The sequence below is a fragment of the Streptomyces sp. AM8-1-1 genome (assembly GCF_032229325.1).
Lineage (GTDB): Bacteria > Actinomycetota > Actinomycetes > Streptomycetales > Streptomycetaceae > Streptomyces > Streptomyces achmelvichensis.
On sequence record NZ_CP135086.1, the window covers coordinates 3,301,132 to 3,327,095 of the forward strand.

At 71.9% G+C, this 25,964-nt stretch carries 15 protein-coding genes; 3 read left to right on the forward strand and 12 right to left on the reverse strand.

What is annotated here, in order from left to right; genetic code table 11:
* Nucleotides 1–594: 594 nt before the first annotated feature.
* Entirely contained in the window at nucleotides 595–2,298 is a 1,704-nt protein-coding gene (locus tag RPQ07_RS14795) for a peptidase (protein ID WP_313944618.1), read from the reverse strand.
* Nucleotides 2,299–2,691: 393 nt separating this feature from the next.
* Between RPQ07_RS14795 and RPQ07_RS14800 the strand changes: the two genes are divergently transcribed.
* Nucleotides 2,692–3,687, forward strand: coding sequence for an LPXTG cell wall anchor domain-containing protein (locus RPQ07_RS14800; RefSeq protein WP_313944619.1), 996 nt, complete (start codon nucleotides 2,692–2,694; stop codon nucleotides 3,685–3,687).
* Nucleotides 3,688–3,798: 111 nt separating this feature from the next.
* Here the strand turns inward: RPQ07_RS14800 and RPQ07_RS14805 are convergent, their stop codons facing one another.
* From RPQ07_RS14805 to RPQ07_RS14845, 9 genes are all read right to left on the reverse strand, one after another.
* The gene (locus RPQ07_RS14805; RefSeq protein WP_313944620.1) at nucleotides 3,799–5,613 is read right to left on the reverse strand and encodes a GMC family oxidoreductase; all 1,815 of its coding nucleotides are present in this window, start codon (nucleotides 5,611–5,613) and stop codon (nucleotides 3,799–3,801) included.
* A 67-nt stretch (nucleotides 5,614–5,680) separates the two neighbouring features.
* Entirely contained in the window at nucleotides 5,681–7,297 is a 1,617-nt protein-coding gene (locus RPQ07_RS14810; RefSeq protein WP_313944621.1) for a succinic semialdehyde dehydrogenase, read from the reverse strand.
* 104 nt (nucleotides 7,298–7,401) lie between these two features.
* A complete protein-coding gene (locus RPQ07_RS14815) occupies nucleotides 7,402–9,087 on the reverse strand; it encodes a protein kinase domain-containing protein (RefSeq protein WP_413777836.1) in 1,686 nt (561 codons plus the stop codon).
* Between the two features lie 68 nt (nucleotides 9,088–9,155).
* Nucleotides 9,156–9,323 carry a hypothetical protein gene (locus tag RPQ07_RS14820; RefSeq protein ID WP_313944623.1) on the reverse strand — a complete coding sequence of 56 codons (168 nt, stop codon included), beginning with the start codon at nucleotides 9,321–9,323 and terminating at the stop codon, nucleotides 9,156–9,158.
* 223 nt (nucleotides 9,324–9,546) lie between these two features.
* Complete coding sequence (locus RPQ07_RS14825) at nucleotides 9,547–11,196, reverse strand: serine/threonine-protein kinase (protein WP_313944624.1); 1,650 nt, start codon at nucleotides 11,194–11,196, stop codon at nucleotides 9,547–9,549.
* 28 nt (nucleotides 11,197–11,224) lie between these two features.
* The gene (locus RPQ07_RS14830; protein WP_313944625.1) at nucleotides 11,225–12,886 is read right to left on the reverse strand and encodes a serine/threonine-protein kinase; all 1,662 of its coding nucleotides are present in this window, start codon (nucleotides 12,884–12,886) and stop codon (nucleotides 11,225–11,227) included.
* Between the two features lie 123 nt (nucleotides 12,887–13,009).
* Complete coding sequence (locus RPQ07_RS14835) at nucleotides 13,010–15,967, reverse strand: protein kinase (RefSeq protein ID WP_313944626.1); 2,958 nt, start codon at nucleotides 15,965–15,967, stop codon at nucleotides 13,010–13,012.
* A gap of 138 nt (nucleotides 15,968–16,105) precedes the next feature.
* Nucleotides 16,106–18,469, reverse strand: coding sequence for a serine/threonine-protein kinase (locus tag RPQ07_RS14840; RefSeq protein WP_313944627.1), 2,364 nt, complete (start codon nucleotides 18,467–18,469; stop codon nucleotides 16,106–16,108).
* Nucleotides 18,470–19,227: 758 nt separating this feature from the next.
* Nucleotides 19,228–20,934, reverse strand: a complete 1,707-nt coding sequence (locus RPQ07_RS14845) for a glycerol-3-phosphate dehydrogenase/oxidase (RefSeq protein ID WP_313944628.1) — start codon at nucleotides 20,932–20,934, stop codon at nucleotides 19,228–19,230.
* A gap of 230 nt (nucleotides 20,935–21,164) precedes the next feature.
* Here RPQ07_RS14845 and RPQ07_RS14850 point away from each other — a divergent pair, with 230 nt between their 5' ends.
* Both RPQ07_RS14850 and RPQ07_RS14855 read left to right on the forward strand, forming a co-directional pair.
* Entirely contained in the window at nucleotides 21,165–22,406 is a 1,242-nt protein-coding gene (locus RPQ07_RS14850; RefSeq protein WP_313944629.1) for a nucleotide sugar dehydrogenase, read from the forward strand.
* A 122-nt stretch (nucleotides 22,407–22,528) separates the two neighbouring features.
* Nucleotides 22,529–23,017 (forward strand): hypothetical protein, encoded by a 489-nt coding sequence (locus RPQ07_RS14855; protein WP_313944630.1) that lies wholly within the window; start codon nucleotides 22,529–22,531, stop codon nucleotides 23,015–23,017.
* Between the two features lie 121 nt (nucleotides 23,018–23,138).
* On the opposite strand, the gene RPQ07_RS14860 is transcribed toward RPQ07_RS14855, so the two are convergent.
* Both RPQ07_RS14860 and guaB read right to left on the reverse strand, forming a co-directional pair.
* Nucleotides 23,139–24,263 (reverse strand): GuaB3 family IMP dehydrogenase-related protein, encoded by a 1,125-nt coding sequence (locus tag RPQ07_RS14860; RefSeq protein WP_313944631.1) that lies wholly within the window; start codon nucleotides 24,261–24,263, stop codon nucleotides 23,139–23,141.
* Nucleotides 24,264–24,365: 102 nt separating this feature from the next.
* Entirely contained in the window at nucleotides 24,366–25,868 is a 1,503-nt protein-coding gene (gene guaB / locus RPQ07_RS14865) for an IMP dehydrogenase (RefSeq protein ID WP_313944632.1), read from the reverse strand.
* Nucleotides 25,869–25,964 lie beyond the last annotated feature (96 nt).

Sequence of the window (25,964 nt, forward strand, 5' to 3'; positions counted from 1 at the left end):
TGGTCCCGGTGTCCGTGTCAGCCAGGGGCGGGCCAGTGCAGGAAACCACGCGTGGCTCCGCTGGGGCGTGTGACGTATCTCAGGTACGTCGTGGGACCTCGCCCCAGCGCGCGTGACCGGTCGGCAGGGGACAGCAGCCCGGTCACTCCAAGGGCGGTCGGCTTCCGGGGACGCCCGGGGCCGACCGCATCCGATCCGAACAGCTGCTCTCCCAGCACGCCCAGCACGATGCCAGAACCCGCGCATCCCCACTGCGCGACTCCACAGCCAGAGGCCGACACCACCCGTGCGCCGCAGGGGCCTGTCGTTCGGAACAGGCCCCGGGTGCGCACGACGGGCGGCCGTTCCCCGCGGCGCAACCCCCCGGCGCCGCGACTCGGCACCGGCGCTGCCCTGACGCCGGTGCCGATCGCCAAGGGCCCCGCGGACAGCGCGTCCGGCGGGGCCCTTGCTCTGCGTCCGGGCCGAGGGCCCGGTCACGGTGTTCACCGCTTCCGCTCGGGCAGGTCCGGTCTCGTCGATCAGATCCGCCCGGTGACCCCTGCTCGGTCAGTACGACGCGATCGGTGCGACATGATCGGTGCGATCGGCGTCTCACGCACCGGTCGTCGCGCGGCGGCGACGGACGGCGACGAAGAGGACCCCGCCCGCGGCCAGCGCGACGGCGGCGGCCGACGCGGTGAGCAGCGCGGTCGAGCCGGTGGAGGCCAGCCCGCCTTCGGCCGTACCGCCACCGGACGCGGCGGTGCCCGCGGCCGTACCGCCCGTGGACTGCGCCGAGTCGCCACCCGTGGAGCCACCGGTCGAACCGCCGGTGGTGGAACCGCCGGAGGTGCCGCCCGTGGTGGTGCCGGAGTCCTTGCCGTTCAGGACGAGCTTCGCGGTGTTGTTGGCCATGTTCGGGTCGAACTGCAGCGCGGGCTCGGGCTCGTGCCAGTTGCGCACGGTCACGGTTCCCGTCGCGTCGGCGACGACCTTCTCGACCGTGAGCTCGAAGGGCAGCGCGAAGTCCGCGTTCTCCAGGACCACGGAGCCGACCTCGCAGATGTAGCGGGGCGCGCCGAGCTGCTTGTCGCGCTCACCACCCGACGCCGTCACGCCGTTGCAGGACTTCGGCTTGGCGGTGACCTTGGCGCCCTCGGGGATCCTGACGTCCACGACGCCGATGGATTCACCGGAGCGGATGTAACCGATCCACGCCGGGCCCTGGTTGCGGAAGCCGATGCCGGCCTTGACCGTCTCGCCGACGGCGGCCTTCTCCACGCTCACGCCGTACGCGGCGAAGTCCGCCGTGTTCTTGGCGCGGATGCCCTGCTCCTGCTGGTTGTTCCACGGGTCGAGGTCCGCAGAACGGGCCGGGGCGGCCTGCTTCCTCACTCCGAGAACGCCTCCGGTACCCGGGGTGAAGGCGGCGCCGGCACGCTGGGCGGCACGCTCCTTCGGGCTGTCCTCGTTGACGCGGTAGATGAAGTCCTCGATGAAGGCGTGACCGGCCGCCTTCACCGTGAAGGGCTTCTCCAGCTCGTAGACGGCACCCGGCTCGAAGGGTCCTTCGAGGGCGCAGATCGCGGTGGAGTAGACGTGTTCGAAGTCCTCACCCGTGCCCTGGCTGTACTCGCAGTTGGAGAACCGCTCGGGGATCTCGATGCCGTGCGAGTACATCAGCGTGAGCAGCACATCGCCGGCCGCGGACGTGCCCGCGTTGGCGAACGTGATCGGAGCGCGCTGCGCCTGGCCCGGTTTGACGTCCGCCGTCAGGTTCAGCGGCTTCATCACCAGGTCGGGACCGCCCACGGTCACCTTGGTCGCGAAGGACGTGAAGGTGGCGCCCTCTGCCGAGCCGGAGACCTTGATGTCACCGGTGGCGCCGGGCTTGCTGCCCTTGGCGGCGGAGACCTTCAGCTCGGCGACGCTGCTGAGACCGGCCCACACGCCGTAGTCGGTGCAGACGCCGGTGGTGCCGGTGATCTTGCAGTCCGAGCTCCCGGTGTCGCCGAACTTCACATCGGCGACACCGGCGAGGGCGCTGAGGTCGAACCTGACGGTGTACTCGCCGTCGAAGTCGCCGTTCTCCACGTCCTCGCTGGGGTTGTTCACCGTCACATCGACGGTTGTCGTCTGGGGCTTGCCCGTGGCGGGATACGGGCGCAGCCCGACCTCGGCCGGGCCGCCGAGGGTGAACACGGGGCCGTCCGCGTGGGCGGGAGCGGCGGTGAGCACTGCGCCGGCGAACAGCCCGGCGACAGCGAGGGCGGTGGCCGAACGACGGCCGGCAGCCGGAAGGGACAGGCGTCTCATCAACGAACCTTCGAGATCAGTTGGGATCCGTGGGGCCCCGGGGGTGCATGGGGCGGTGACAGCGCAGGTTCGACCGCGCACCCGGGGGAAAGGTTGTGCGATCACCACAGGCGCCAGAGCGTGACGCGCATCACAGTCAACGGCCGGGCCGGGACGGCGGTTTCAGGACAGCCGGGCCGACGGCACGAGCCGGCCCCCGCCGGCCCCCCGCGACCCCGTGACGACGTATGTGACGGGCGCCACATAAATATTCTGTGAGTTCGTGTGCAACCTTTTCGGCCACTCGCCGGTCATCTATGCGTATCAACGGCCTCACCCGTGCACCCCCACCCCGGAAGGCCCTCCAGACTCAGTGCCGCTGTGATGCGGCACCCGGACTTCACTGAGGTCTTCATGAAGCTTCGCCGCGCTATGGCCGTCGCCGCCGCGACCGCAGTCATAGCCCCCGCCGCGTTCCTGTCGGCTCCGGCCGCGTTCGCGACGGGCTCGCCGACCACCACCGAGTCCACGACTCCGGAGGCCGGCGAGAGCACCACCCCGTCCGGTTCGCCCTCGGCGACCGAGACGGCCCCGGGGACGGCCCCCGAGCCGGGCACGAGCACCAGCGCCTCGCCCAGCGACTCCGCCCCCTCGCCGAGCGCACCGCTCAACACCCCCAGCTCCCCCGCCGCGACGCCCAGCGCGACGGAGTCGGAGCCGGAGGAGGAGCTGCCGGTCGAGTGCGAGGACGCCAAGATCGACGTGTCGATCACGGGGCTTCCCGGCAAGATCGCCGCGGGCAGCGGCTGGCACAAGTTCAGCCTGAACATCTACAACTCGTCGGACAGCACGCTGACCGACCTCGTCTACTTCGCCGGCGCCTCCGCCGACGAGCTGGGCGAGGAGCTGTTCACCCGCAAGCAGGTCCGTCTCCAGGCCTTCGACGCGGACACCAAGACCTGGTACGACCTGCGCGGCCCGGACGGCGAGGCCGTCGGCTTCGTCGGCTGGTCGGAGACGCTGGAGCCCGAGTTCGAGGTCGACATCCCGCTGCGGATCAACGTCAAGGCCGGTGCCCCGGTGGGTGCGGGCTTCTCGCTCGGCGCGAGCATCTACAGCGACGAGGACGCCGAGTGCATCGGCAGCGGTGACATCGCGTACAAGTTCCAGATCGTGAAGGCCGGTACGGACACCGGCGGCACGAAGCCGCAGGAGGGTGGCAAGGTTCCGGTCGCCACCGAGAAGCCGAGCACGGGCACCAACACGGGCGCCCAGGTCACCGGCAGCCTCGCCGAGACCGGCTCCGATTCCGTCCTGCCCGTCGTCGGGATCGTCGGCGGTGTCGCCGTTCTCGCCGGTGCAGGTGTGGTCTTCGCGATGAAGCGCCGCCGTGAGGACGCGACGGCGTAACACGAGCCACCTGCAAGACCGGAAGGGCCGCTGCACTCGGAGGGGGGTGCAGCGGCCCTTCTCTGTGCCCGGGGTGGTGCGGCCGGGGCGGGTGGGCCCCGGCGCGGGCCGTCAGGCCTTCTTCGGCGGGACCTTCGGGATCTCCAGCAGCGGCAGCCGCAGGGCTCCGAACGCCGCGTCCGGGACCGCAGGGGACTTCGGGGCGATCGGGAGCAGACGTTCGTACACACCGCCCTGCGCCGGACGCGGGTCCTCCTCGCCCTTGTTGGGCCAGAACGACATCGCCCGCTCCGCCTGCGCGGTGATCGTCAGGGACGGGTTCACCCCGAGGTTCGCCGAGACCGCGGAGCCGTCCACGACCGAGATGCCCGGGTGGCCGAACAGCCGGTGGTACGGGTCGATCACGCCCGCCTCCGCCGCCGCGCCGATCGGGCAGCCGCCCAGGAAGTGGGCGGTCAGCGGAGTGCCCATCAGCTCACCGATGTTGGAGCCGGCGAAACCGTTGATCTCCTCCGCGAGAAGCGAGGCCGCGCGGGTCGCCTCCGGGATCTGGGTCGGGTTGGGCGCGCCGTGGCCCTGCCGGGCGGTGAGCAGGCCCTTGCCGATGCCCTTGGGCTTGCGGTACGTGGTCAGTGAGTTGTCCAGCGACTGCATGACGAGCCCGATGATCGTCCGCTCCGACCAGCGCCGGTTGGACAGCATCCGCATCGCGAGCAACGGGTGCTTGGTGATGCTCCCGAACCAGCCCGCCACGCGGCGCTTGGTGTTGTACGGGACCTGGAGGACCGTCAGCCCGCCCATCGCGTTGGAGCCCTTGCCGTAACGCACCGGCTCGATATGGGTGTTGGCATCGGGATGGATCGACGAGGTGATCGCGACGCCGCGGGTGAAGTCGACCCGCTCCCCGCCGTGCCGCTTGCGGTAGCGGCGGTTGTCGGTCTGCGCGCCCACGAGCGCCTCGGAGTTCGTACGGGTCAGCTCCCCCAGCCGCCCGGAGATCCGCGGCAGCAGGCCGGTGTCCTTCATCCGGTGCAGCAGGGTCTGGGTGCCGTAGGTGCCGGCCGCGATCACGACCCGGCGCGCCGTGAAGGTGCGCCCCTTGCCCTTGCGCTTGCTGTCGCTCGGCAGCGTGCCCACCGCGAAGCCGCCCCGCGAGTCCTCGGTGACGGTGACGACCGAGGTCATCGGGTGGATGACGGCACCGGCCTGCTCGGCGAGGTAGAGGTAGTTCTCGTTGAGGGTGTTCTTCGCGCCGTGGCGGCAGCCCGTCATGCATTCACCGCACTCGGTGCACGCCTTGCGGGCCGGCCCCACCCCGCCGAAGTACGGGTCGGGGACCTCGGAACCGGGCGCGGCCTTCGCCGTACCGTCGGCGTCTTCGCCGTCGCCGAAGAAGACGCCGACCGGTGCCATGTGGAAGGTGTCGCCGATGCCCATCGCCTGGGCGGTCGCCTTGAGATGGACGTCGGAGGGGGTCATCGTCGGGTTGAGCCGGACGCCGAGCATCCGCCGTGCCTGGTCGTAGTACGGCTGGAGTTCCGCGTGCCAGTCGGTGATGTTCCCCCACTGCGCGTCCTCGAAGAAGGGCTTCGGCGGGACATAGAGGGTGTTGGCGTAGTTCAGCGAACCACCGCCCACGCCCGCGCCCGCCAGCACCATCACATTGCCGAGCAGATGGATCCGCTGGATGCCGAACAGGCCGAGCGCCGGGGCCCACAGGAAGTTGCGCAGGTCCCAGGAGTTCTTCGGCAGGGTCTCCCGGGTGAAGCGGCGGCCCGCCTCGAGGACGCCGACCCGGTAGCCCTTCTCCGTCAGGCGCAGCGCCGAGACCGAACCGCCGAAGCCCGAACCGACGATCAGGACGTCGTAGTCGTAGGCGTCGTCGTCGGGGGCTTCCTGATTCCGGGCAGGGGGGACCTGGGACATGGCACTCCTCGGTACGAAACGGTGCTGACTGCTCGGTTCGGGCCGGCGCCGGGGCCGGCGTGGCGGGCTAGCGGAGACGCAGGGCCTTCATCGCCCTGAGGGAGCGGCTCATGAACGCCGCGTACTTCTCGTCGTCCATCCCGAACGACGGGGCGAGCGGGATGAGCCGCTGCTGCGCGACGGTCTGCGCCTCGGTGTACTTGAGGATTCCCTCGGAGCCGTGCCGCCTGCTCAGACCGGAGTCCTTCATGCCGCCCATCGGGGACTGCACACTGCCGTACGCCGGTGCGTAGCCCTCGTTGATGTTGACCGTGCCGGTGCGCAGCTTCGCCGCGACGGCGTGGCCGCGCCTGCCGTCACGCGTCCAGACGCTCGAGTTCAGTCCGTACGGCGTGGCGTTGGCGAGCGCGACGGCCTCGTCCTCGTCCGTGAAGCGGTAGACGGAGACGACCGGGCCGAAGGTCTCCTCGGTGCACACCGCCATGGGCGACTCGACACCGTCGAGAATGGTCGGCTCGTAGAACAGCGGGCCTATGTCGGGGCGGGCGACGCCGCCGGCGACGAGCGTGGCGCCCTTGGCCACCGCCTCGTCGACATGGCGGGTGACGGTCTCCAGCTGGCGTTCGCCGACGAGCGAGCCCATGTCGGCGCCGTACGCCAGCGAACTGCCCAGGCGCATCGCCTTGGTCCGGGCGGCGAACCGCTCCAGGAAGGCATCGGCCACCGACTCGTGGACGTAGAGCCGCTCGATGGAGATGCACAACTGGCCGGCCGACGAGAAGCAGGCGCGGATCGCTCCGGCGGCGGCCTTCTCGATGTCGGCGTCGTGGAGCACCAGCATGGCGTTCTTGCCGCCGAGTTCGAGGGAGACCCCGATGAGACGGGCGGCCGCGCCCTGGGCGACCTCGCGGCCGGTGCGGGTGGAGCCGGTGAAGGAGACGTAGTCGGCGTGCTTGACGACCTCCGGGCCGACGACCGGGCCCTCGCCGATGACGACCTGGAAGACCTCGGCCGGCAGTCCGGCCTCGATCAGCAGATCACGGGCCCACAGGGCGGTCAGCGCGGTCTCGGTGTCGGGCTTCATCACGACGGCGTTGCCGGACACGAACGCGGGCAGCGCATCGCCGACGGACAGTTCGAGCGGGTAGTTCCAGGGCGCGATCTGGCCCACGACACCGCGCGGCTGGCGCAGTTCGGTGGCCTTGGTGAGGACGGGGACCACACCGGTGTGGCGCTTCGGCTTCAGATAGGCGGCGGCCCTGCGGCCGTAGTGGCGGGCGGCCACGGCGACGGCCTGGACCTCTTCGTGCGCGTGCAGCCGGGCCTTGCCGGTCTCCAGCTGGATGAGGTCGAGGACTTCGGCCTGCCGCTCCAGGACCAGGTCGTGGAAGCGCAGCAGCACGGCGGCGCGGGTGCGGACCGGGGTCGCGGCCCAGACGGGCTGGGCGACACGGGCCCGCGCGAAGGCCTCGGCCACGTCCTCGGGAGTGGACTCGGGCAGGTCCGCCAGCTTCTGTCCGGTGAAGGGCGTGTGGTTGGCGGTGCGGCCGGAGCCGACGACGCCACGGGTGAGCTGCGCGACCACCTCGGGAGTGACCACGTCGGCGGCGGTGCGCGCGTTCGCCGGCGCGGCCGCGGTCGGGTTGGTGCCGAGGGCGGCGGCGGGGGCCTTCGAGTCCGTCATGGGGGCGAGAGTATGCGGCAATCAGAGCTTTGGGTACCCGTCGGTAACAGCTTTTCCACACCCCCACATCATCGTGCCAGCGATCGCTGGCACATAAGGCCTGATCAGGGACTGGTCTCGGCTTTGCCGAGCTTCAGGCGGTCCCGGACACCACGGAAGAGATCCTGACCCTCCGCCTCCTCCTTGCCGCCCTTCGGCATCTCGACGAGCACCGAGTAGCGCTCCTGGGCGGCGGTGACCACGTAGAACGCCAGCCGGTGGACGGGCCGTGCGGTGTCGCCCTCCTGCGCGTAGTACGTCACGTCCAGCACGGCCGCGTCGGTGCCGTGGTGATTGGCGGGGACGACGGTGCCGCGCGCCTGGGACGCCGTGAACCCGCCGCCCTGCTCACCCCCGTCCATCAGCCGCCGCAGATCGCGCTGCGCCCACTCGACCGGGCCGGACGCGGACGGGTCCTTGTCGGCGCGCGTGAGCCGTAACCAGACCGGGTTGCCGCGCTCGGCGAAGGTGATCTCCCGGTCGGCCGCGAGTGACGCCTCGGAGGTGACGGCCTCACGCCGGTACGACCGGGGGACGGAGATCTCCGCGTCGAGCCGTGACTCGAAGTGGGGTCGCCAACGCCAGGCGTCCGGGGTCGCCATCTGCGGCTGCGAGGAGGGTCCGGTGCCGTTCCCGTGTGCGCCCGAGGATGTGCCCAAGTTGCCGGTGCCGCCGGCCGCGACGGCGGCGACACCCCAGACGGCCGCGGCGACGGCGACGGCCGCCGCCGCGGCCAGGGCGACGGTCCGGCGGGGTTGGCGGAGACGGGAGGGCGTGGCCGTGGAGGTGGGCCGCGGGTCCGATCCGGAGTCGGGTGGCCCGACGTCGGGTGACCCGGAGTCCTTCGGCCGCGAGCCCTGGGTCCCGGACTCCCGCGATCCGGATGCGCGCGGCCCGGGCGCGGGTTCGGCGGCACCGGCTTCGGGACGGGGCTCAGGCGCGCGCCGGGCAGGAGATTCCGGTTCCGGCGCATCGCCCGCCGGCGCCCGCAGCGGGGGGACGCGTCCCGCCGCCACCGCCTCCAGTTCCCGCTCCACCTCCTGCGCGGACGGCCGGTGCGAGGGCTCCTTCGCCAGCAGCCGCACGATCAGGTCGGCCAGCGGTCCCGCCCGTACCGGCTCGGGCGCCTCCGCCTGGAGGATCGCCGCCAGGGTGGACTCCAGCGTCGTACGCCGGAACGGGGACCAGCCCTCGACCGCCGCGTACAGCAGCACGCCCAGCGACCACAGGTCCGACTCGGGCCCGGCCGGGACGCCCTGCATCCGTTCCGGCGCGATCGATTCGAGCGAGCCGACGAACTCACCGCTGACCGTCAGCGGCTCCTCACCCTGGACGCGCGCGATGCCGAAGTCCGTGAGCACTACCCGGCCGTGCGGTCCGAGCAGGACGTTCGCGGGTTTCACATCGCGGTGGACGATCCCCTTCGCGTGCGCGGCGGCAAGCGCGCCCAGGACGGCGAGCCCGATCCGGGCGGCCTCCTCCGGCGGCAGCGCTCCCCGCTTGAGCAGGGCATGGAGGGATTCGCCGCGGACCAACTCCATGACGATCCAAGGGAGTCCGCCGTCCGTGACGACATCGTGCACGGATACGGCCGACGGGTGTTCCACCTGCGCGGCCGCCCGCGCCTCGCGCTGAAGCCGTCGGCAGAGCCGCTGGTGGACGGGGTCGGAGGGGTCGCCGGGCAGCCGCGGCTCCTTCACCGCGCAGTCCCGGCCGACGACTTCGTCCCGGGCCAGCCAGACGGTGCCCATGCCGCCGGAGCCGATGCGTTCGACGAGCCGGTAGCGGCCGCCGATCAGGCGGCCGTCGCCCGCGGCGCTCACAGGCCCTGGATCCTCGGATGCCCGGCGACCCGGTCGACGAGCGTGTCGCCCTCCCGGGCCGCCCAGCTCTCCACCGGGCCGGAGATCCACAGCCGCCGGGCGGCGTCCGGCGACCTGAGGCCGTGGCTGATCGGCTCGTTCGACCGTCCCCCGTTGTTGGTCATGCACACATCCTGACCAACCCCGGTGGTGGATGCCACCGGCACACGGGACCGGATGCAGACCCGTGACAGTGACCGTCCTGCCTCGCCGCACCCCACCGCACGAGGGGCGGTCGGCCGGGGGCAGGCGCGGTCGGCCGGGCGGGTGGGTGGGTGGGGTCGGCCGGGCGGATGCGGTCAGCCGGGCGGGTGGGGTCGGCCGGGGGGCCGGCCAGGCTTGTGCCGGTCAGCCGGGCGGCGTGAAGGAGTCGAGCGCGGTGTCGAAGTGCCGACGCGCCTCGTCCAGCCGGCCCACGGGCGCGGAGACCCACACGTCGTACATCCTGCCGTTCTCCTCCCAGCAGACGTCGATCGTGTGCCGGGCGCCCTCGGCCTGCGAGAAGCCCTTCCAGGTGAACTCCCAGAGCGCGGCGGTCAGTCCGTTGTGGGTGGTCGGGGTGACCTTGCCGTCGCGGTAGCCGGGGTTGGTGTGCGGCCCGTCCGCGTCCGAGCGGCGCATCGATCCGAGCGGGCCGTCGGGGACCGGCCGCTGTACGCGGATGCCGATCCTGACGGCCTGGTCCGCGTCCATGTAGTACACGCGCTTGTCGTCCTCGGAACGCACGAAGCCATCGGGCACGGCGAGCGCGAACCCGTCCGGGTCCACGACCGCGAGGTAACCCGCGGGCGCCGGAGGCTTCTTGGCCGCCGGGGCCGGGGAGCTCGTCACCGTCACGGTGGGCTCGGGGGCCGCGACGGGAGACTGCGCGGTGCGCACCGGTGGCGTGCTGTCCGAGGCCGAGGCCGAGGGCCCGGGCGCGGCCGTGCCCTTGCCGTCGTCCTGCATCAGCACCGCCGTCGCCCCGCCCGCCCCGGCGAGTGCGGCGACCACGGCGGCGGCGGCCAGCAGCGGCGCGCGGCGACGGGCACGGCCTGCGGGTGCCGGTACGGACGCCGGCGCGGGCGCCGCCGTGACCGACTCCGTCGGGGTGGGCGCCTGGTGGGCGGGCGCGGGCCGGGCGACATGGCTGGTCGGCGCGCTGTGCACGTCGCGGGCCGGCAGACTGCCCTTCGCCACGTACGTACGCAGCAGCTTCTCCGCCTCCGCCGCGTCGAGCCGCAGCGCCGGATCGCGCTCGAGCAGCCCGAGGACGAGCGGACGCAAGGGCTCGGCCTGGGCGGGCAGGGTGATCTCGGCCTCGACGACCGCGTGCAGGATCCCGCCCAACGAGTCCCGGCGGAAGGGCGATTCACCGCCGAGCGCGGCACACAGCAGCACCCCGAACGACCACAGGTCCGACGCGGGACCGGCGGTGGCGCCCTGCATCCGCTCGGGTGCGGTGTACTCGGGCGATCCGACGAACGACCCCACCTCGGTGATCGTCGTGGAGCCGGTGAGCTGGGCGATGCCGAAGTCGGTGAGGACCACCCGCCCGGTCGCTTCTTCGAGCAGGACGTTCGCGGGCTTCAGATCCCGGTGCAGTACGCCCAGTTCGTGCGCGGCGCGCAGTGCCCCGAGCAGCGCCAGCCCGATGCGGGCGGTCTCGGCGACACCGACCGGGCCGCGGCGCGCGATCCGTTCGGCGAGCGAGCCGCCGTCGACCAGCTCCATGACGATGTACGGAAGCCCGTCGTCGACGACCACGTCGTGCACGACGACGACATGCGGGTGCTTGACCCGCGCCACGGCCCGCGCCTCGCGCAGCGGCGCCGCCGTGGAGGTGTACGGCGAGGCGCCGCGGCCCCCGGGAGAGTCCTCCGGATGCAGCTCCTTCACCGCGACCCGGCGGCCGAGCAGCTCGTCGTCCGCGCACCACACGGTGCCCATGCCCCCGCGCCCCAGCCGGTCCAGGAGCCGGTAGCGGCCCGCGATCAGCCGTGTCTCCTGCTCGGACACCCGAATCCCCCTCGTTCGGCGTCGTCGGTCATGCCGGAGGCCGCCAGCCCCGCAGCATGATGTCGAACTGCTCGCGGGTGGTCGACCAGTCCTCGGCCGGCCCCGACATGTAGAGCGCGTACTCGCGGCCGTCGTCCTCGTAGTAGATCTGGTCGATGGCCCGCCGGTCGCCCGGGTGACTCTTCCGCTCGGTCCAGGTGAACTCCCACAGTGCGGAGTTGGTGTGGTCCCGGAAGGTGTTGGGCGCGAGCTTGACCCGCTTGTACGCGGGCAGCCTCGCGAGCGTCTTCTCCAGGCTCAGCATGTGCATGTACGGGTTCTCGAAGTCCGGCGAGTCGTCGCTGCTGATCCGGATGCGGTGTTTGCCGTTGTCGGGCGTGTAGTCGATCTGGTCGCCGTCCGCCTGCCGCTTCCAGCCCTTCGGCACGAGCAGGCTGAAGCCCTCCGGGTCGTTGACGCGGTGCCAGCCGGGCGGCACGGATGCGGAGGTGTCGGGAGTGGTCTGCGTTTCCGTACCGCCCCCGCCGTCGTCCCCGGCGTACTTCATGGCCGCGAGCCCCGCGCCGACGCCGACGACGGCCGACAGCACGACCACGATCACCGCCCGGGGCAGCCGTCCCGCGCGGCGCTTCGGGGCGGGCGGCGGGGCGGGCGAGGACGACGGCGTCAGGACGGGGTTCGGCCGGTACGGCGTCGGGGCCTGGGAGTTGACGGGACCCCCAGACCTCTGGCCGTGGTGCCGATCGTGGCCATGGCCGGGTTCGTGACGCTGTTCGCTGCGCGTCACCCGCTGCGTGGGAACCCGGTGCTGGGCCACGGTCCGCGTCGGGTCCGCCAGCGCGGCCTGGAGCATCCGCTCGGCCTCGGCGGCCGAGGGGCGGTCCGCGGGGTTCTTGCGCAGCAGCGACATGATCACGGGGGTCAGCAGGCCCGCGTGCTCGGGGTGGGGCGGCTCGTCGCCGACGACCGCCTGCATGGTCGACAGCGGCGTCGAACGCCGGAACGGCGACGCGCCCTCCACCGCCGTGTAGAGCGTGGCACCCAGCGACCAGAGGTCGGAGGCGGGACCGGGATCGGCGCCGCGCACCCGCTCGGGGGCCAGGTAGTCGATGGAGCCGACGATCTCCCCGGTCCTGGTGATCGTCGAGTCGCCCTCGATCGCGGCGATCCCGAAGTCGGTGATCAGCGCCCGTCCCCCGGTACGGTCCTCGCCGTGCGCGGTGCCCTGCCGGTCGAGCAGGATGTTCGCGGGCTTGATGTCCCGGTGGAGCACCCCGACCGCGTGCGCGGCGCCGAGCGCCCGCAGCACGTGCAGTCCGACCCGGGCGGCCTCCAGCGACGGGATGCGCCCGGTCTCCTTGGCCGCGTCGGCGAGCGACGGCCCGTCGACGTACTGCATGACGATCCAGGGGCGCGCGTCGTGGTCGAGCACGTCGTGGACGGTGACCACGCCGGGATGGCTGATCCGGGCGGCCGCCCGGGCCTCCTTCTGCGTACGCGCGTGCAGCACGATCCGGTCCGCCTCGGAGGCATAGCGCCCCGCCGTCAGCTCCTTGACCGCGACGACCCGGTGCAGCACCTCGTCGTGTGCGCGCCAGACCTTGCCCATGCCACCGCTGCCGATGCACTCGCCCAGCCGGTAACGCCCGGCCAGCAGCAGTCCCGCGCCCGTCTCTTGAGAATTCTCCACGTCCCCCGCCCCGTTCCTTGGGATCACAGGTTACGGAAGGGAATTACGGACGCGGTACCTCGGATGCCTCAAGTGACCGCACTGTGATGCCCGTCGGCACCTTCCCGCGGTCCGCGACGGGCGTCAGCCGGTCGCCCGGTAGGCCTCGACGGCCTGGCTGTAGGCCTCCGTCACCTTGTCGCGCTGGTCGTCCGGACCGATCACCTGCACCACGTGGTACCGGCCGCCGACGATCATGGCGAGGTTGCGTACGTAGACCTCACGTCCACTGCTGTCCTGCCAGGTGAACTGCCCCTCGGCCATGGCCTGTCGGCCGACGTCGATCCGGCGGAGCCCGGTCGCCGCCGCCCAGGAGGAGTCGCGGAACGGCTGGAGTTCACGCTCCTTGTCCCGCTGGTAGACGAGCGGGTCGTCACCGTTCGCCTGGACGCTGTCCCGGCCGGGCACCACGATCAGCGTGAAGTCGCCGTCGCTGTAACGGACCTGGCCGCTGTCGTTGATGGGCCTGCGCTGCCAGGACGTGTCGACCGCGACCCGGAAGCCCTCGGGATCGCTGCGCAGCGCGTAGCCGGCCGGGAGGTTCCCCGCGGGCGCGGACGTCTGGGGCTGCTGCGAACCGGGGGTGCCGGAAGCCTTCGGCGGCGGAGGCGTGCCGGCTTCGGTACGGCCCGGACCGGGCGCGGAGGCCGTGGGCGCCGGGCTCTGCGTGCCCTGGGAACCCTCCTGCTGCGTACCGGACCGGGGCATGAACATCATGGCGTACGCGATCGCCGCGACCAGAAGCAGCAGGATCAGGAGCAGCAGGAGGCGGCCGAGGGAGCGCGGGCCACGGCGTTCCCGCCGCGACTTCTTGTGACGGTGGCGGCCGTGGACGACCTCGGTGGAACCGGTCCGGCGCTTGCGCACCAGCTCGCCCCGGCGGCGTACGACGGGCAGCCGGCTGCCGTCCACGACACTCGACGGGACCGCCACGACGTCCATCCCGGCCTCGGGCTCGGGCGCGGACCGCACCAGGGAACGCAGCCAGCCGCGCAGTTCCTCGAACTCGGGGCGCTCCGTGGGGTCCTGGCGCAGCAGCGACTCCACGACGGGGCGCAGCGGACCGCACTCCTCGGCGAACGCGGGCGGCTCGGCGCACACGAGCTGCACCAGCTCGTAGGCGCTCTCCTCCGGGTAGGGCGCATGCCCCTGGACCGAGCGGTAGAGCAGGGCGCCGAGCGCCCAGAGGTCGGTGGCGGGGCCGACGGGGGCGGCCAGCTGCCAGTTCTCGTGGACGGGCCCGGCCTGCTCGGGCGCCCAACGCTCGGTCACCGCTCCGACGACGGCGATCCGCGCCTGCCGGGCCCGCTCGGCGGCGAGCGGTGTGGACGGCCCCTGGTACGCCGGGGGTTCGGCGCCGGCCACGACCTCGTCCCAGCCGCCGGCGCCCTGGGCCGCGGGGACGGGCCGGCGCTGCGAGTCGGCGCGCAGGGCCTCGCGTCCGGCGCCGCCGCGGTCCCAGCTCCCGGTGGGCGGGGCCGGAACCGGCGTCGGTGACCCGCCGGGGCGGGCGTGGGGCAGGGCGGGGCGGTACGGGTCCGGGCCGGAACGGGGAGCGGGCAGCGCGGGACGGTCCCGGTAGGGATCGCCGGAGCCGCCGCGCCCGGTGCCGCGACCGGCGCCGGGATCAGGGCGGTGGGAACCTCCGGGGAGCGCCTGGCGCACGCCGTACGGGTCGACGCCGTACAGGTCGTCGTCGCGCCGGGGGTGCCGGGCCGGTTCGCCACCGCCCGCGGACAGGGGTGCGGGGCCGTCCTGCCCCGGAAGGGGACCGTCGTGCCAGGTTCCGGCGAGACGGGGGCGGCCGGGTCCGCCGGCGCCGTAGTCGTCGTCGAACTCGTCGTCGTCCACATCGTCGTCGGCGTCGTCTGCGTGGCCGGTGTGGTACTCGGCCGGTGCGATGACCCGCTCGCCGGGCTTGGCGGCCCACCAGTCCGGGTCGTTGCCCGTCTGTACGGGGCGGTCGCCCTGGCGCAGGTCCTCGCTGACCCGGGCGGCGGCGCGGGCACCCGCGCGGTACGCGGCGATCGCACCCGCCCGGGCGGCCCTGATGTCGGGAACACCGGTGCCGGAACCGGCGCCGGCGGGACCGGGAGCAGCGGCACCCGGAGCAGCGGGGCCGGGGCCCGCTCCGGCGCCGGTGCCCTGCGCGGGCGGACGGTAGGGGTAGAGATCGGGGGCCAGATAGGGGTCGGGCGTGGCGTAGGGGTCGGCCGAGTGCGGCGACTCCAGCGCGGCCGGCTCCGGCGAGCCCTCGCCGGCTTCGCCGTAGGAGTAGTCCTCGTCACCGGGGCCCTCGTCGTGAAGGTGGTCCTCGTATCCCCCGTGCCCGTCGTGGCCGGACTCCCCTTCGTCCGGCTCCCCGTCGTGGAGATCCTGGTCGCCGACGTCGGCGAAGTCGCCGTCGTCACCCTCGTGTTCATGATCGGGGTCAGGGTCCACCGGCGGGGGCACCGGAGCGTATCCGCACAGTGCCTCCTCCGCGGCCCCGGAGGCGAGCCCCGTCAGGACGACCCGTCCGTCGTCGCAGACCAGGACCGTACGGGCGGTGATGTTCCGGTGGGTCCAGCCGTGCGCGTGCAGAACGCGCAGGGCGGTCAGCACATCGGAGGCGACTTCGGCCGCGCGGTAGGGCGTGAGGGGCTTCTCGGCGAGGAGCGCGGCCAGGGGCCGGGCGGCGACGCGTTCGCTGACTATCCACAGCGAACCGTCCTCGGCGAAGACGTCGAAGACCTGGTCCAGCCGCGGGTGGTCGGGAATCTGGGCGGCCGCCTGCGCGGCGTCCATGGCCCGGCGCACGGCCGGGTCCGCGGGCCGCCGGGTCGAACGCCCCTGGGCCCTCCCCGGCACCGCACCCCCGGACAGGCCCTCCATGTCGACAACCTCGGCGTCGACGATCTCCGGCAACGGCACCTGCCGTACCAGGACTTCCTGTCCGCTGTAGGTGTCGAACGCTCGGGTCTCGGCCAGTTCGTAGGCGTCGGACGGAGGCAGGGGAAGCCGATAGCGGTCGGCGAGTACCCGTCCCGCGTAGTCGTCCACGACGCCTCCCCACAAGCGCGCTGTCCGCCGACCGGTCCCGGAGGCCGCAGCAAAACGTCAAAGCACGTCAATTCCGGTCGTTCAGCGGCCCCTTGCGGCTGCGTACCGTCCGCGGGCTCTCACGATACGTGTCCTTGGTCAGTCCTTGGGCTTGAATGTGGCGAACGCCGTCTTGCGCAGCGTGACGCACTCGGCCTTGTCCCACTCACTGGCCTTGCAGCTGATCATGATCGAGTAGCCGCGGTCGGCGTCCACCTTGAAGCCCCTGTTGAGGACTCGTACCCGCATTCCGCCCTGTGTGCGCTCGAACTCCCAGTCCGCTGCCGTCGGATAGCCGTTGTACTCGACCGGCTTGATGCCCCGGTGCTTGTATCCGTCGCTGCTGAGACTGACGGCGACCTGGGCGGCCCGCCAGGCAGCGGCGGCGTCGTCCTTGGGGTTCGCGCCGAAGTCGACCTGGATGCGCGGGAACGCGCCGCTCGTCCGGTTGTATATCGCGCCGGAGTTGGAACCCGCTATGTCGGTGACCTTGAAGCCCTTGGGCATCGCCATGGTGAAGTGGAACTGGTCGTTCGACACCATTGCGTACCCCGCCGGCAGCCCGCCGCCGGCCGGGTCGCCGGCCCCGGGCTTCTCGGGCGTCTGCTCGTCGTCGGAGCCGCCGTCGTCGCCCTTGCCGGAGTCCTTCCCCGAGCCCTCTTCGTCGCCGTTCTTGCCCTTGTCGTCGCCGGTGTCCGTGCCGGCGTCGGTGCCCGTCCCGGCGGCAGCGGCCCCGGGCGTGGCCGACGGGTCGTTCTTGACCTTGCCCTCATTGCCCTGGTCGCCGTCGCCCAGGGTCAGGTACAGCACCGTGGCCAGGATCGCGAGCACGACGACCACCGCGGTGATCACCATCGTCCGGCGGGGCACCACATCGGTGAGCGGCGCCCGCGGCGGCGTGGGCCGGGAGGGCGACGTCTGCTGCGAGGCAGCCGACTGCTTCGGCCGGGCCTCCGGCGTGGCCGCCGCCGCGGCGTTCCGCACGGACCTGAGCGCGCCACGCACCCGGTCGGCCGCCGGGTCCTTCGGCTTCGCCGGGGGCGGCGGGGGCACGGGCGGCAACGACAGGGCGCGGGTGGCGTCCTGGGGCGGCTCGGGCACGACCGGTGCCTCGGGGACCTCGGGTGCGTTCAGCACCTTGGTCAGCAGCGCACGCGCACCGGCGTCGTCCAGCCGCTGCGCCGGATCCTTGGCGAGCAGGCCGTAGATGACCTCCTCCAGCGGGCCCGCGTTCTTCGGCGGGTCGAGCGGCTCGGTCATCACCGCGGTGAGAGTCGCGATCGCGGAGCCCTTGTCGTACGGCGGGCTGCCTTCGACGCTCGCGTACAGCAGACCGCCCAGCGACCACAGGTCGGCGGCGGGCCCGGGCTTGTGGCCACGGGCGCGCTCCGGCGAGATGTACGAGGGGGCGCCGACGAGCATGCCGGTGGAGGTGATCGAGGGGTCGCCCTCGACCTGAGCGATACCGAAGTCGGTGAGGACGACGCGCCCGTCCTCGGAGATCAGCACGTTGGACGGCTTCACATCGCGGTGCAGGATGCCCTCGCGGTGCGCGGAACGCAGGACATCCAGGATGGCGAGCCCGACCTCGGCCGCCCGGCGCGGCGTCAAGGTGCCGTCCTCACGCACCGCTTCGGCGAGGGACTTGCCCTCCACGAGCTCCATCACGATCCACGGACGGTCGTCCTCGTCGACCACGTCGTAGACGGTCACGGCACTGTTGTTGCGGATACGGGCGATGGCCTTGGCCTCGCGCAGCGTCCTGGTGATGAGGCGGCGCTTCTCCTCGTCGTCGATGCTGGTCGGGAAGCGCAGTTCCTTCACGGCGACGGTACGGCCGAGGGTCTCGTCGACGGCCCGCCAGACCGTGCCCATGCCGCCACGGCCGAGCACACCACCGAGCCGGTAACGCCCGGCCAGCAGACGCCCTTCGGTGTCCCGCCCGGCCCCCTGGCGGGGCACCTTCGCCTCGGCGGGCCTCTCGGACGCGGGGGCGGCGGGGGACGCGGGCTTCGCTTCGGCCCGGGCGGCGGAGGGGGCATCGGTCTCGGCGGCGCCGGAGTCGGCCGGGGCCTTCGCCTCGCTCCGCACATCGGCGGCGACCTCGGCCTTGGCCCACGACGGCACGGTCTCCCGGGCCTTGGCCCGCGAGGGAGCCGCGTCCTGAGCAGCGGCAGCCGCTCCGCTCACGGCCTCGTCCTCGGCGGCGGTCCCGGTGCCCGCGACGGCCCCGGACTTGGCGCCGGCTCCCGACTCGGACTCGGACTCGGACCCGGTCGTGGGCTTGTTCTTGGTCCGGGCCTCAGCCTTGGCCTTGGCCTCGGTCGAGATCGCGGTCCGGGGGTCGGTCCGCGGGTCGGCGGGGGCGCCCTCGACCGCCGCCGGCCCGGACGGCACGTCAGCCTTCTTCGCCGCCGCGGAAACTGGCGCCGCGTCGGCCACCTCGTCCTCGGCTACGGGCACGGCGTCAACCGGCGCCCCGGCACGCGGGTCGGCATCAGCCACATCCTCGGCATCGGGCGCAGCGTCAGCCGGCTCCCCGTCGCGGGGCAGTTCGTCAGCCACATCCTCAGCACCGGGCACAGCGTCAACCGGCTCGTCAGCACCAGGCACCGCGTCAGCCACGCTCTCGGCGACAGTCCCGTCCTCGGGCTTCGCGTCGGCCGGACCCACGTCCGCCGCCGTGCCCGACGGCACTCCCGCCACCCCGCCCGCGGGGTCCGCTCCGGAATCCCCCGGCCGGCTGCCCTTCGCGTCCGACCGGCTCCCCGGCTTGGCGTCCGACGTCGCGGCAGGCTTCGCGCCTGACCTCGCACCTGACTTCGCGCCCGTCCTCGCTCCACCCGTGACGCCCGGCTTCGCGGTGACCGGCCCTCGCTCGTCCGACACCGTCGCCTCGGGCTCCTCGGCCTTGTCCCGCTGGGGCTTCCGCGACTGCTCCGCCTCCGACATGCGTCCCCTCTGCGATCCCTGGTATTCGCCCGCGCCTGCCGCTCCCGCGCGATGCGGTAACACGCCTTGGCAGAGCCATCATTGTCTCTCACTCCGGGACCGGCGTGTCTCCCGGGTCCGCCGTCCGTCTCGACGGGGCCGGAAGATCGGGACCACCCCACCCTGCCACTACTCGGGACCGCGCCCGCCCTTGCGCTGGTCGCGGCCCTGCACGGCCGCCGGCGGGACCTGCCCGACCGCCGACGGCACCTCCCCGGCCACCGCAAGGATCAGAGGGGCACGATGTCGGGCGCCCCCAACCGCGCGGCGTCCGCCGTCAGATCGTCCGGCTGCCGCTGCGACTCACGCTCCGCCTCCACCCGCTTCTCGTAGTGCTCGACCTCCTTCTCGATCTGTTCCTTGTCCCAGCCCAGCACGGGTGCCATCAACTCGGCACACTCACGTGCACTACGCGTACCCCGGTCGAAGGTCTCTATGGAGATCCGGGTGCGCCGGGTCAGCACATCGTCCAGATGGCGTGCGCCTTCATGCGATGCCGCGTACACGATCTCGGCCCGCAGATAGTCGTCCGCGGCGGCGAGCGGCGCGCCGAGCGTCGGGTCGTCGGTGATGAGCGCGAGCACTTCCTCGGTCAACGTGCCGTACCGGTTGAGGAGATGCTCCACCCGCACCACATGCAGGCCCGTACGCGCCGCCATCCTCGCGCGGGCGTTCCACAGCGCCGTGTAGCCCTCGGCTCCGACCAGCGGAACGTTCTCCGTGACACATGCGGCGACCCGCTGGTCCAGACCGTGCACCGCCTCGTCCACCGCGTCCTTCGCCATGACGCGGTACGTCGTGTACTTCCCGCCCGCGACGACGACCAGGCCGGGAACCGGGTGCGCCACCGTGTGCTCGCGGGAGAGCTTGCTCGTCGCGTCGGACTCACCGGCGAGCAGCGGGCGGAGCCCCGCGTACACCCCCTCGACGTCGTCCCGGGTGAGCGGGACCGCCAGCACCGAGTTCACGTGCTCCAGCAGATAGTCGATGTCCGCGCTGGACGCGGCGGGGTGTGCCTTGTCGAGGTCCCATTCGGTGTCCGTGGTTCCGACGATCCAGTGCCGGCCCCAGGGAATGACGAACAGCACCGACTTCTCGGTCTGCAGGATCAGACCGGTCGTGGAGTGGATCCGGTCCTTGGGCACGACGAGATGGATGCCCTTGGAGGCGCGCACATGGAACATGCCGCGCTCGCCGATCATCGCCTGGGTGTCGTCCGTCCACACACCGGTCGCATTCACGATCTGCTTGGCGCGGATCTCGTACTCCCCGCCGCCCTCGACGTCCTCCACCCGCGCTCCGACGACACGCTCGCCCTCACGGAGAAACCCGATGACCCTGGCGCGGCTGGCGACATGAGCGCCGTACCGCGCGGCCGTGCGGACGAGGGTCATCACATAACGGGCGTCGTCCATCTGCGCGTCGTAGTACTGGATGGCCCCGATGAGGGCGTTCTTCTTCAGGCAGGGTGCGACCTGAAGGGCGTGCCGCCGGGTCAGATGGCGGTGTGTGGGGAGCCCTCGCCCGTGTCCCGACGAGACCGACATGGCGTCGTACAGCGCGACGCCCGATCCGGCGTACATCCGCTCCCAGCCCTTGTGCTGGAGGGGGTACAGAAAGGGCACCGGCTTCACCAGGTGCGGCGCCAGACGCTCCAGCAGCAGACCGCGCTCCTTCAGCGCCTCACGGACGAGCGCGAAGTCCAGCATCTCCAGATAGCGCAGTCCGCCGTGGATGAGCTTGCTGGACCGGCTCGACGTGCCCGACGCCCAGTCGCGCGCCTCCACCAGACCGGTGGACAGTCCTCTCGTCACGGCGTCCAGCGCGGTGCCGGCGCCCACGACGCCGCCACCCACCACCAGTACGTCCAGCTCCCGCTCGGCCATGCCGGCGAGTGCCAGAGTGCGCTCCTCGGGTCCCAGTGTCGCTGTCCTCACTGCGTGCCTCCCGTCGCCCCCGTGTCCCCCTGCGGTCGGGTCCACACCGTCGATTCTGTCCGCAGTCGCCGACTTCAGCCACCGACTGTGGATAACACTCGGGCAGCCACGAGCGCGCAATACCGCATAACGGTCATATTTACGCCTAGTCTGACATTGCGCCCGCCCGTTCTGCCCACAGGGCTTGCGCCCCCGCTCCCCTCCGGTTAAAGGGAAGGACGGCCAACGCCATGCCCGCAGATCTTGCTGTCATCGGACTCGGTCACTTCGGCCTGCCCCTCGCCCAGGCCGCCGTCGGTGCCGGCATCGAGACGATCGGCTACGACACCGACCCGCGGCATCTCATCGAACCGGCAGGAGGCTGCTCCCCCGCCGACGTCCGCCGGATGCTCTCCGCCGGGTTCAGGACGGTGACGGACCCGGCCGAGCTCGGCCGCGTACGCACCGCCGTTCTCTGTGTGCCCACGCCGCTCGGTCCGGACGGCAGCCTGGACCTCACCGCGCTCGGCGAGGCCGCCCGCACCCTGGCGACACGCATGCGCCCGCACACCACCGTGGTGCTGGAATCGTCCGTCCAGCCCGGTACGACCGAGACCTTCCTGCGCCCCCTCCTCGAAGAGGGCTCCGGACTGCGCGCCGGCCGCGACTTCCACCTTGCCTACTCCCCCGGCCGCGTCGACCCGGGCAACCGCACCCACGGATACGCCAACACCCCCAAGGTCATCGGCGGCCTCACCCCCGCCTGCACCGAGTCGGCCGCCGCCTTCTACGGCCGTCTCACCGACAAGGTGGTCAGGGCCCGCGGCACCCGCGAGGCGGAAACCGTGAAGGTGCTGGAGACCAACTTCCGGCACGTCAACATCGCCCTCGTCAACGAGATGGCGGTCCTCTGCCACGACCTCGGGGTCGACCTCTGGGACGTCATCCGCTGCGCCGAGACGAAGCCCTTCGGTTTCCAGGCCTTCCGTCCCGGCCCCGGCGTCGGCGGCCACGGTGTCCCCCTGGACCCCAGCTGTCTCCCGCTGAGCGGCCGCACCCCCGGCCATCCCCTGCGGATGGTCGGCCTCGCCCAGGAGATCAACACCCGGATGCCGCAGTACGTGATCCAGCGCTGCGCCACCCTGCTGAACGAGCACGGCAAATCGGCCCGCGGTGCGCGCGTCCTGCTGCTCGGCATCACCTACAAGCCCGATCTGGCCGATCTGGAGAGCTCCCCGTCCACCGAGATCGCCCGCCGGCTGATGGATCTGGGGGCCTCCGTCAGCTACCACGACCCCTACATCTCCGACTGGCGCGTCCACGCCCAGCCGGTCCCCCGTGCGGACTCGCTCTACGAGGCGGCCGCCAACGCGGACCTGACCGTGCTGCTCCAGCACCACCGCACCTACGACCTCCAGGGCCTCGCCGTGAAGGCGCAGCTCCTGCTCGACACCCGGGGCGCCACGCCGGCGGGCGCGGCCCACCGGCTCTGAGGAGATGAGCAGCCCACCGGCTCTGAGGAGATAACCCGTCCGCGGCTGTCGGAGCGGGCTGCTACTGTCCGGATCTTGTCGCACGCTCGTGCGACGATCTGCATCCCTTGGGGGGGACCCATATGAGCCAGCCTGTTCCGCCGCCGTCCGGCAATCCCTTCGCCGACCAGGGCGTTCCCTTCGCGCCGGCCCCGCCGCCGGCCCCCGTCCGTGACAACGTCGCCCTCGGTCTGGTGACCGCGGTCGTCGTCGCCCTCGTCGCGGGCGGGATCTACGGCGGCATCGCCGGAGCCATCGAGCGGGAGATCGGCTGGGCCGCGATCGGCGTCGGCTTCATCACCGGCTTCGCCGCGGGCAAGGTGGGCGGGCGCAATCCCCTGCTCCCCGTCGTCAGCGTCGTCTGCTCGCTGGTGGCCGTGTACCTGGGTCAGCTGCTCGCCATCGCGGTGATCATGGCGGACCTGACGGGCGCGTCGGTGACCGAGGTCCTGTTCGACAACTTCTCCCAGGTCATGGACCTCTGGAACGAGAGCAAGGACGCCATGACCTTCCTCTTCTTCGGTCTGGCCGGATTCGCGGCCTTCTCGGGCGCGAAGAAGTCCGCGGAGTGACCTTCGCCCGCCTCGGCTCCCGCCGGAGCTGATCCGCGCACGCGGAAGGGGCCCGCACCACCCGGTGCGGGCCCCTTGCCGTACGTACCGTCCGCACCCGTCCGGTGCGGAGCGGCCGGCCTCAGCGCTTGTGCTGGGAGTCCGCCACCGTGACCTCGACGCGCTGGAACTCCTTGAGCTCGCTGTAGCCCGTCGTCGCCATCGCGCGGCGCAGCGCACCGAAGAAGTTCATGGAACCGTCCGGGATGTGCGAGGGGCCGGTCAGGACCTCCTCCGTCGTCCCGACGATGCCCAGGTCCACCAGCTTGCCGCGCGGGACGTCCTCGTGGACCGCCTCCATGCCCCAGTGGTGTCCACGGCCGGGCGCGTCCGTCGCGCGGGCGAGCGGCGAACCGATCATCACCGCGTCCGCGCCGCACGCGATCGCCTTCGGCAGATCTCCGGACCAGCCCACACCGCCGTCGGCGATGACATGGACGTAGCGGCCGCCGGACTCGTCCATGTAGTCACGACGGGCCGCGGCCACGTCGGCCACCGCGGTGGCCATCGGGACCTGGATGCCGAGCACGTTGCGCGTGGTGTGCGCGGCGCCGCCGCCGAAGCCGACCAGGACACCGGCCGCGCCCGTACGCATCAGGTGCAGCGCCGCCGTGTAGGTGGCGCAGCCGCCGACGATGACCGGGACGTCCAGCTCGTAGATGAACTGCTTCAGGTTCAGCGGCTCGGCGGCACCGGAGACGTGCTCGGCGGAGACCGTCGTACCGCGGATGACGAAGATGTCGACGCCCGCGTCCACCACGGCCTTGGAGAACTGCGCGGTGCGCTGCGGCGAGAGCGCGGCGGCCGTCACGACGCCCGAGTCGCGGACCTCCTTGATGCGCTGCCCGATCAGTTCTTCCTTGATCGGCGCGGCGTAGATCTCCTGCAGACGGTTGGTCGCGGCGTCGGTCGGCAGCTCGGCGATCTCGTCGAGCAGCGGCTGCGGGTCCTCGTACCGGGTCCACAGGCCCTCGAGGTTCAGGACACCGAGGCCGCCCATCTCACCGATGCGGATCGCGGTCTGCGGGGAGACCACGGAGTCCATGGGAGCGGCCAGGAAGGGCAGCTCGAAGCGGTAGGCGTCGATCTGCCAGGCGATCGAGACCTCCTTCGGGTCCCGCGTGCGCCGGCTCGGTACGACGGCGATGTCATCGAACGCGTACGCCCGGCGGCCGCGCTTGCCGCGCCCGATCTCGATCTCAGTCACGTGTGTGGCCTTTCCCTCTACGTCTGCGCCTACCAGTATCCCCGACACATACGTGAGGGGCGGTCCCGGCAATCTCCGGGACCGCCCCTCACGACGTGGGGACTACTTCCTGCTGTAGTTCGGCGCCTCGACCGTCATCTGGATGTCGTGCGGGTGGCTCTCCTTGAGACCCGCCGAGGTGATGCGCACGAACCGGCCGTTCGCCTGGAGCTCCGGGACCGTCCTGCCGCCGACGTAGAACATCGACTGCCGCAGACCGCCGGTCAGTTGGTGCACGACCGCGGAGAGCGGACCCCGGTAGGGCACCTGGCCCTCGATGCCCTCGGGAACCAGCTTCTCGTCGGAGGCGACGCCCTCCTGGAAGTAGCGGTCCTTGGAGAAGGAGCGCTGCTCACCGCGGGACTGCATCGCACCGAGCGAGCCCATGCCGCGGTAGGACTTGAACTGCTTACCGTTGATGAAGAGCAGCTCGCCCGGGGACTCCTCGCAGCCCGCGAGCAGCGAGCCCAGCATGACCGTGTCGGCACCCGCGACCAGCGCCTTCGCGATGTCGCCGGAGTACTGGAGACCACCGTCGCCGATGACCGGGACACCGGCCTCCTTGGCGGCCAGCGAGGCCTCGTAGATCGCCGTGACCTGGGGAACGCCGATGCCGGCGACGACCCGGGTCGTACAGATGGAGCCGGGGCCCACGCCGACCTTGATGCCGTCGACACCGGCGTCGATCAGCGCCTGGGCGCCGTCACGCGTGGCGATGTTGCCGCCGATGACATCCACACCCGCGGCGTTCGACTTGATCTTGGCGACCATGTCGCCGACCAGCCGGGAGTGGCCGTGGGCGGTGTCGACGACGATGAAGTCGACGCCCGCCTCGATCAGCGCCTGGGCGCGCTCGTAGGCGTCGCCCGCGACACCGACGGCAGCGCCGACGAGCAGCCGGCCGTCCTTGTCCTTGGCGGCCATCGGGTACTTCTCGGCCTTGACGAAGTCCTTGACCGTGATCAGGCCCTTGAGCACACCGGCGTCGTCGACCAGCGGAAGCTTCTCGATCTTGTGGCGGCGCAGCAGCTCCATGGCGTCCACGCCGGAGATCCCGACCTTGCCCGTGACCAGCGGCATCGGGGTCATGACCTCGCGCACCTGGCGGCTGCGGTCCGACTCGAAGGCCATGTCACGGTTGGTGACGATGCCGAGCAGCTTGCCGCCGCGGTCGGTCACCGGCACACCGCTGATGCGGAACTTCGCGCACAGCTGGTCGGCCTCGCCGAGCGTCGCGTCCGGGTTCACCGTGATCGGGTCGGTGACCATGCCGGACTCGGAGCGCTTGACCAGGTCGACCTGGTTGGCCTGGTCGGCGATGGAGAGATTGCGGTGCAGCACGCCGGCGCCGCCCTGGCGGGCCATCGCGATGGCCATGCGCGCCTCGGTGACCTTGTCCATCGCCGCGGACAGCAGCGGGATGTTCACCCGTACGTTCTTCGAGATGTACGAGGAGGTGTCGATCTGGTCGGGCGCCATGTCCGACGAGCCCGGCAGCAGCAGCACATCGTCGTAGGTCAGCCCGAGTGTCGCGAATTTCTCGGGCACTCCGTCGACGTTGGTCATGACACCTTCCCCAAATGGCCTTGATCGGTGCGGATGTCCATGCTAACGGGCTCTGAACCCGTCTCATTCCACGATCAAGATCGGCCGACAGCTTTG

Bases quoted from the DNA above. Each gene is read 5' to 3' on its own strand.
- RPQ07_RS14800 (WP_313944619.1), top strand. From the start codon at position 2,692: ATGAAGCTTCGCCGCGCTATGGCCGTCGCCGCCGCGACCGCAGTCATA.
- RPQ07_RS14795 (WP_313944618.1), bottom strand. From the start codon at position 2,298: ATGAGACGCCTGTCCCTTCCGGCTGCCGGCCGTCGTTCGGCCACCGCC.
- RPQ07_RS14815 (WP_413777836.1), bottom strand. From the start codon at position 9,087: ATGGGCACCGTCTGGCTGGCCCGGGACGAAGTCGTCGGCCGGGACTGC.
- RPQ07_RS14855 (WP_313944630.1), top strand. From the start codon at position 22,529: ATGAGCCAGCCTGTTCCGCCGCCGTCCGGCAATCCCTTCGCCGACCAG.
- RPQ07_RS14820 (WP_313944623.1), bottom strand. From the start codon at position 9,323: ATGACCAACAACGGGGGACGGTCGAACGAGCCGATCAGCCACGGCCTC.
- guaB (WP_313944632.1), bottom strand. From the start codon at position 25,868: ATGACCAACGTCGACGGAGTGCCCGAGAAATTCGCGACACTCGGGCTG.
- RPQ07_RS14810 (WP_313944621.1), bottom strand. From the start codon at position 7,297: ATGACGGACTCGAAGGCCCCCGCCGCCGCCCTCGGCACCAACCCGACC.
- RPQ07_RS14850 (WP_313944629.1), top strand. From the start codon at position 21,165: ATGCCCGCAGATCTTGCTGTCATCGGACTCGGTCACTTCGGCCTGCCC.
- RPQ07_RS14805 (WP_313944620.1), bottom strand. From the start codon at position 5,613: ATGTCCCAGGTCCCCCCTGCCCGGAATCAGGAAGCCCCCGACGACGAC.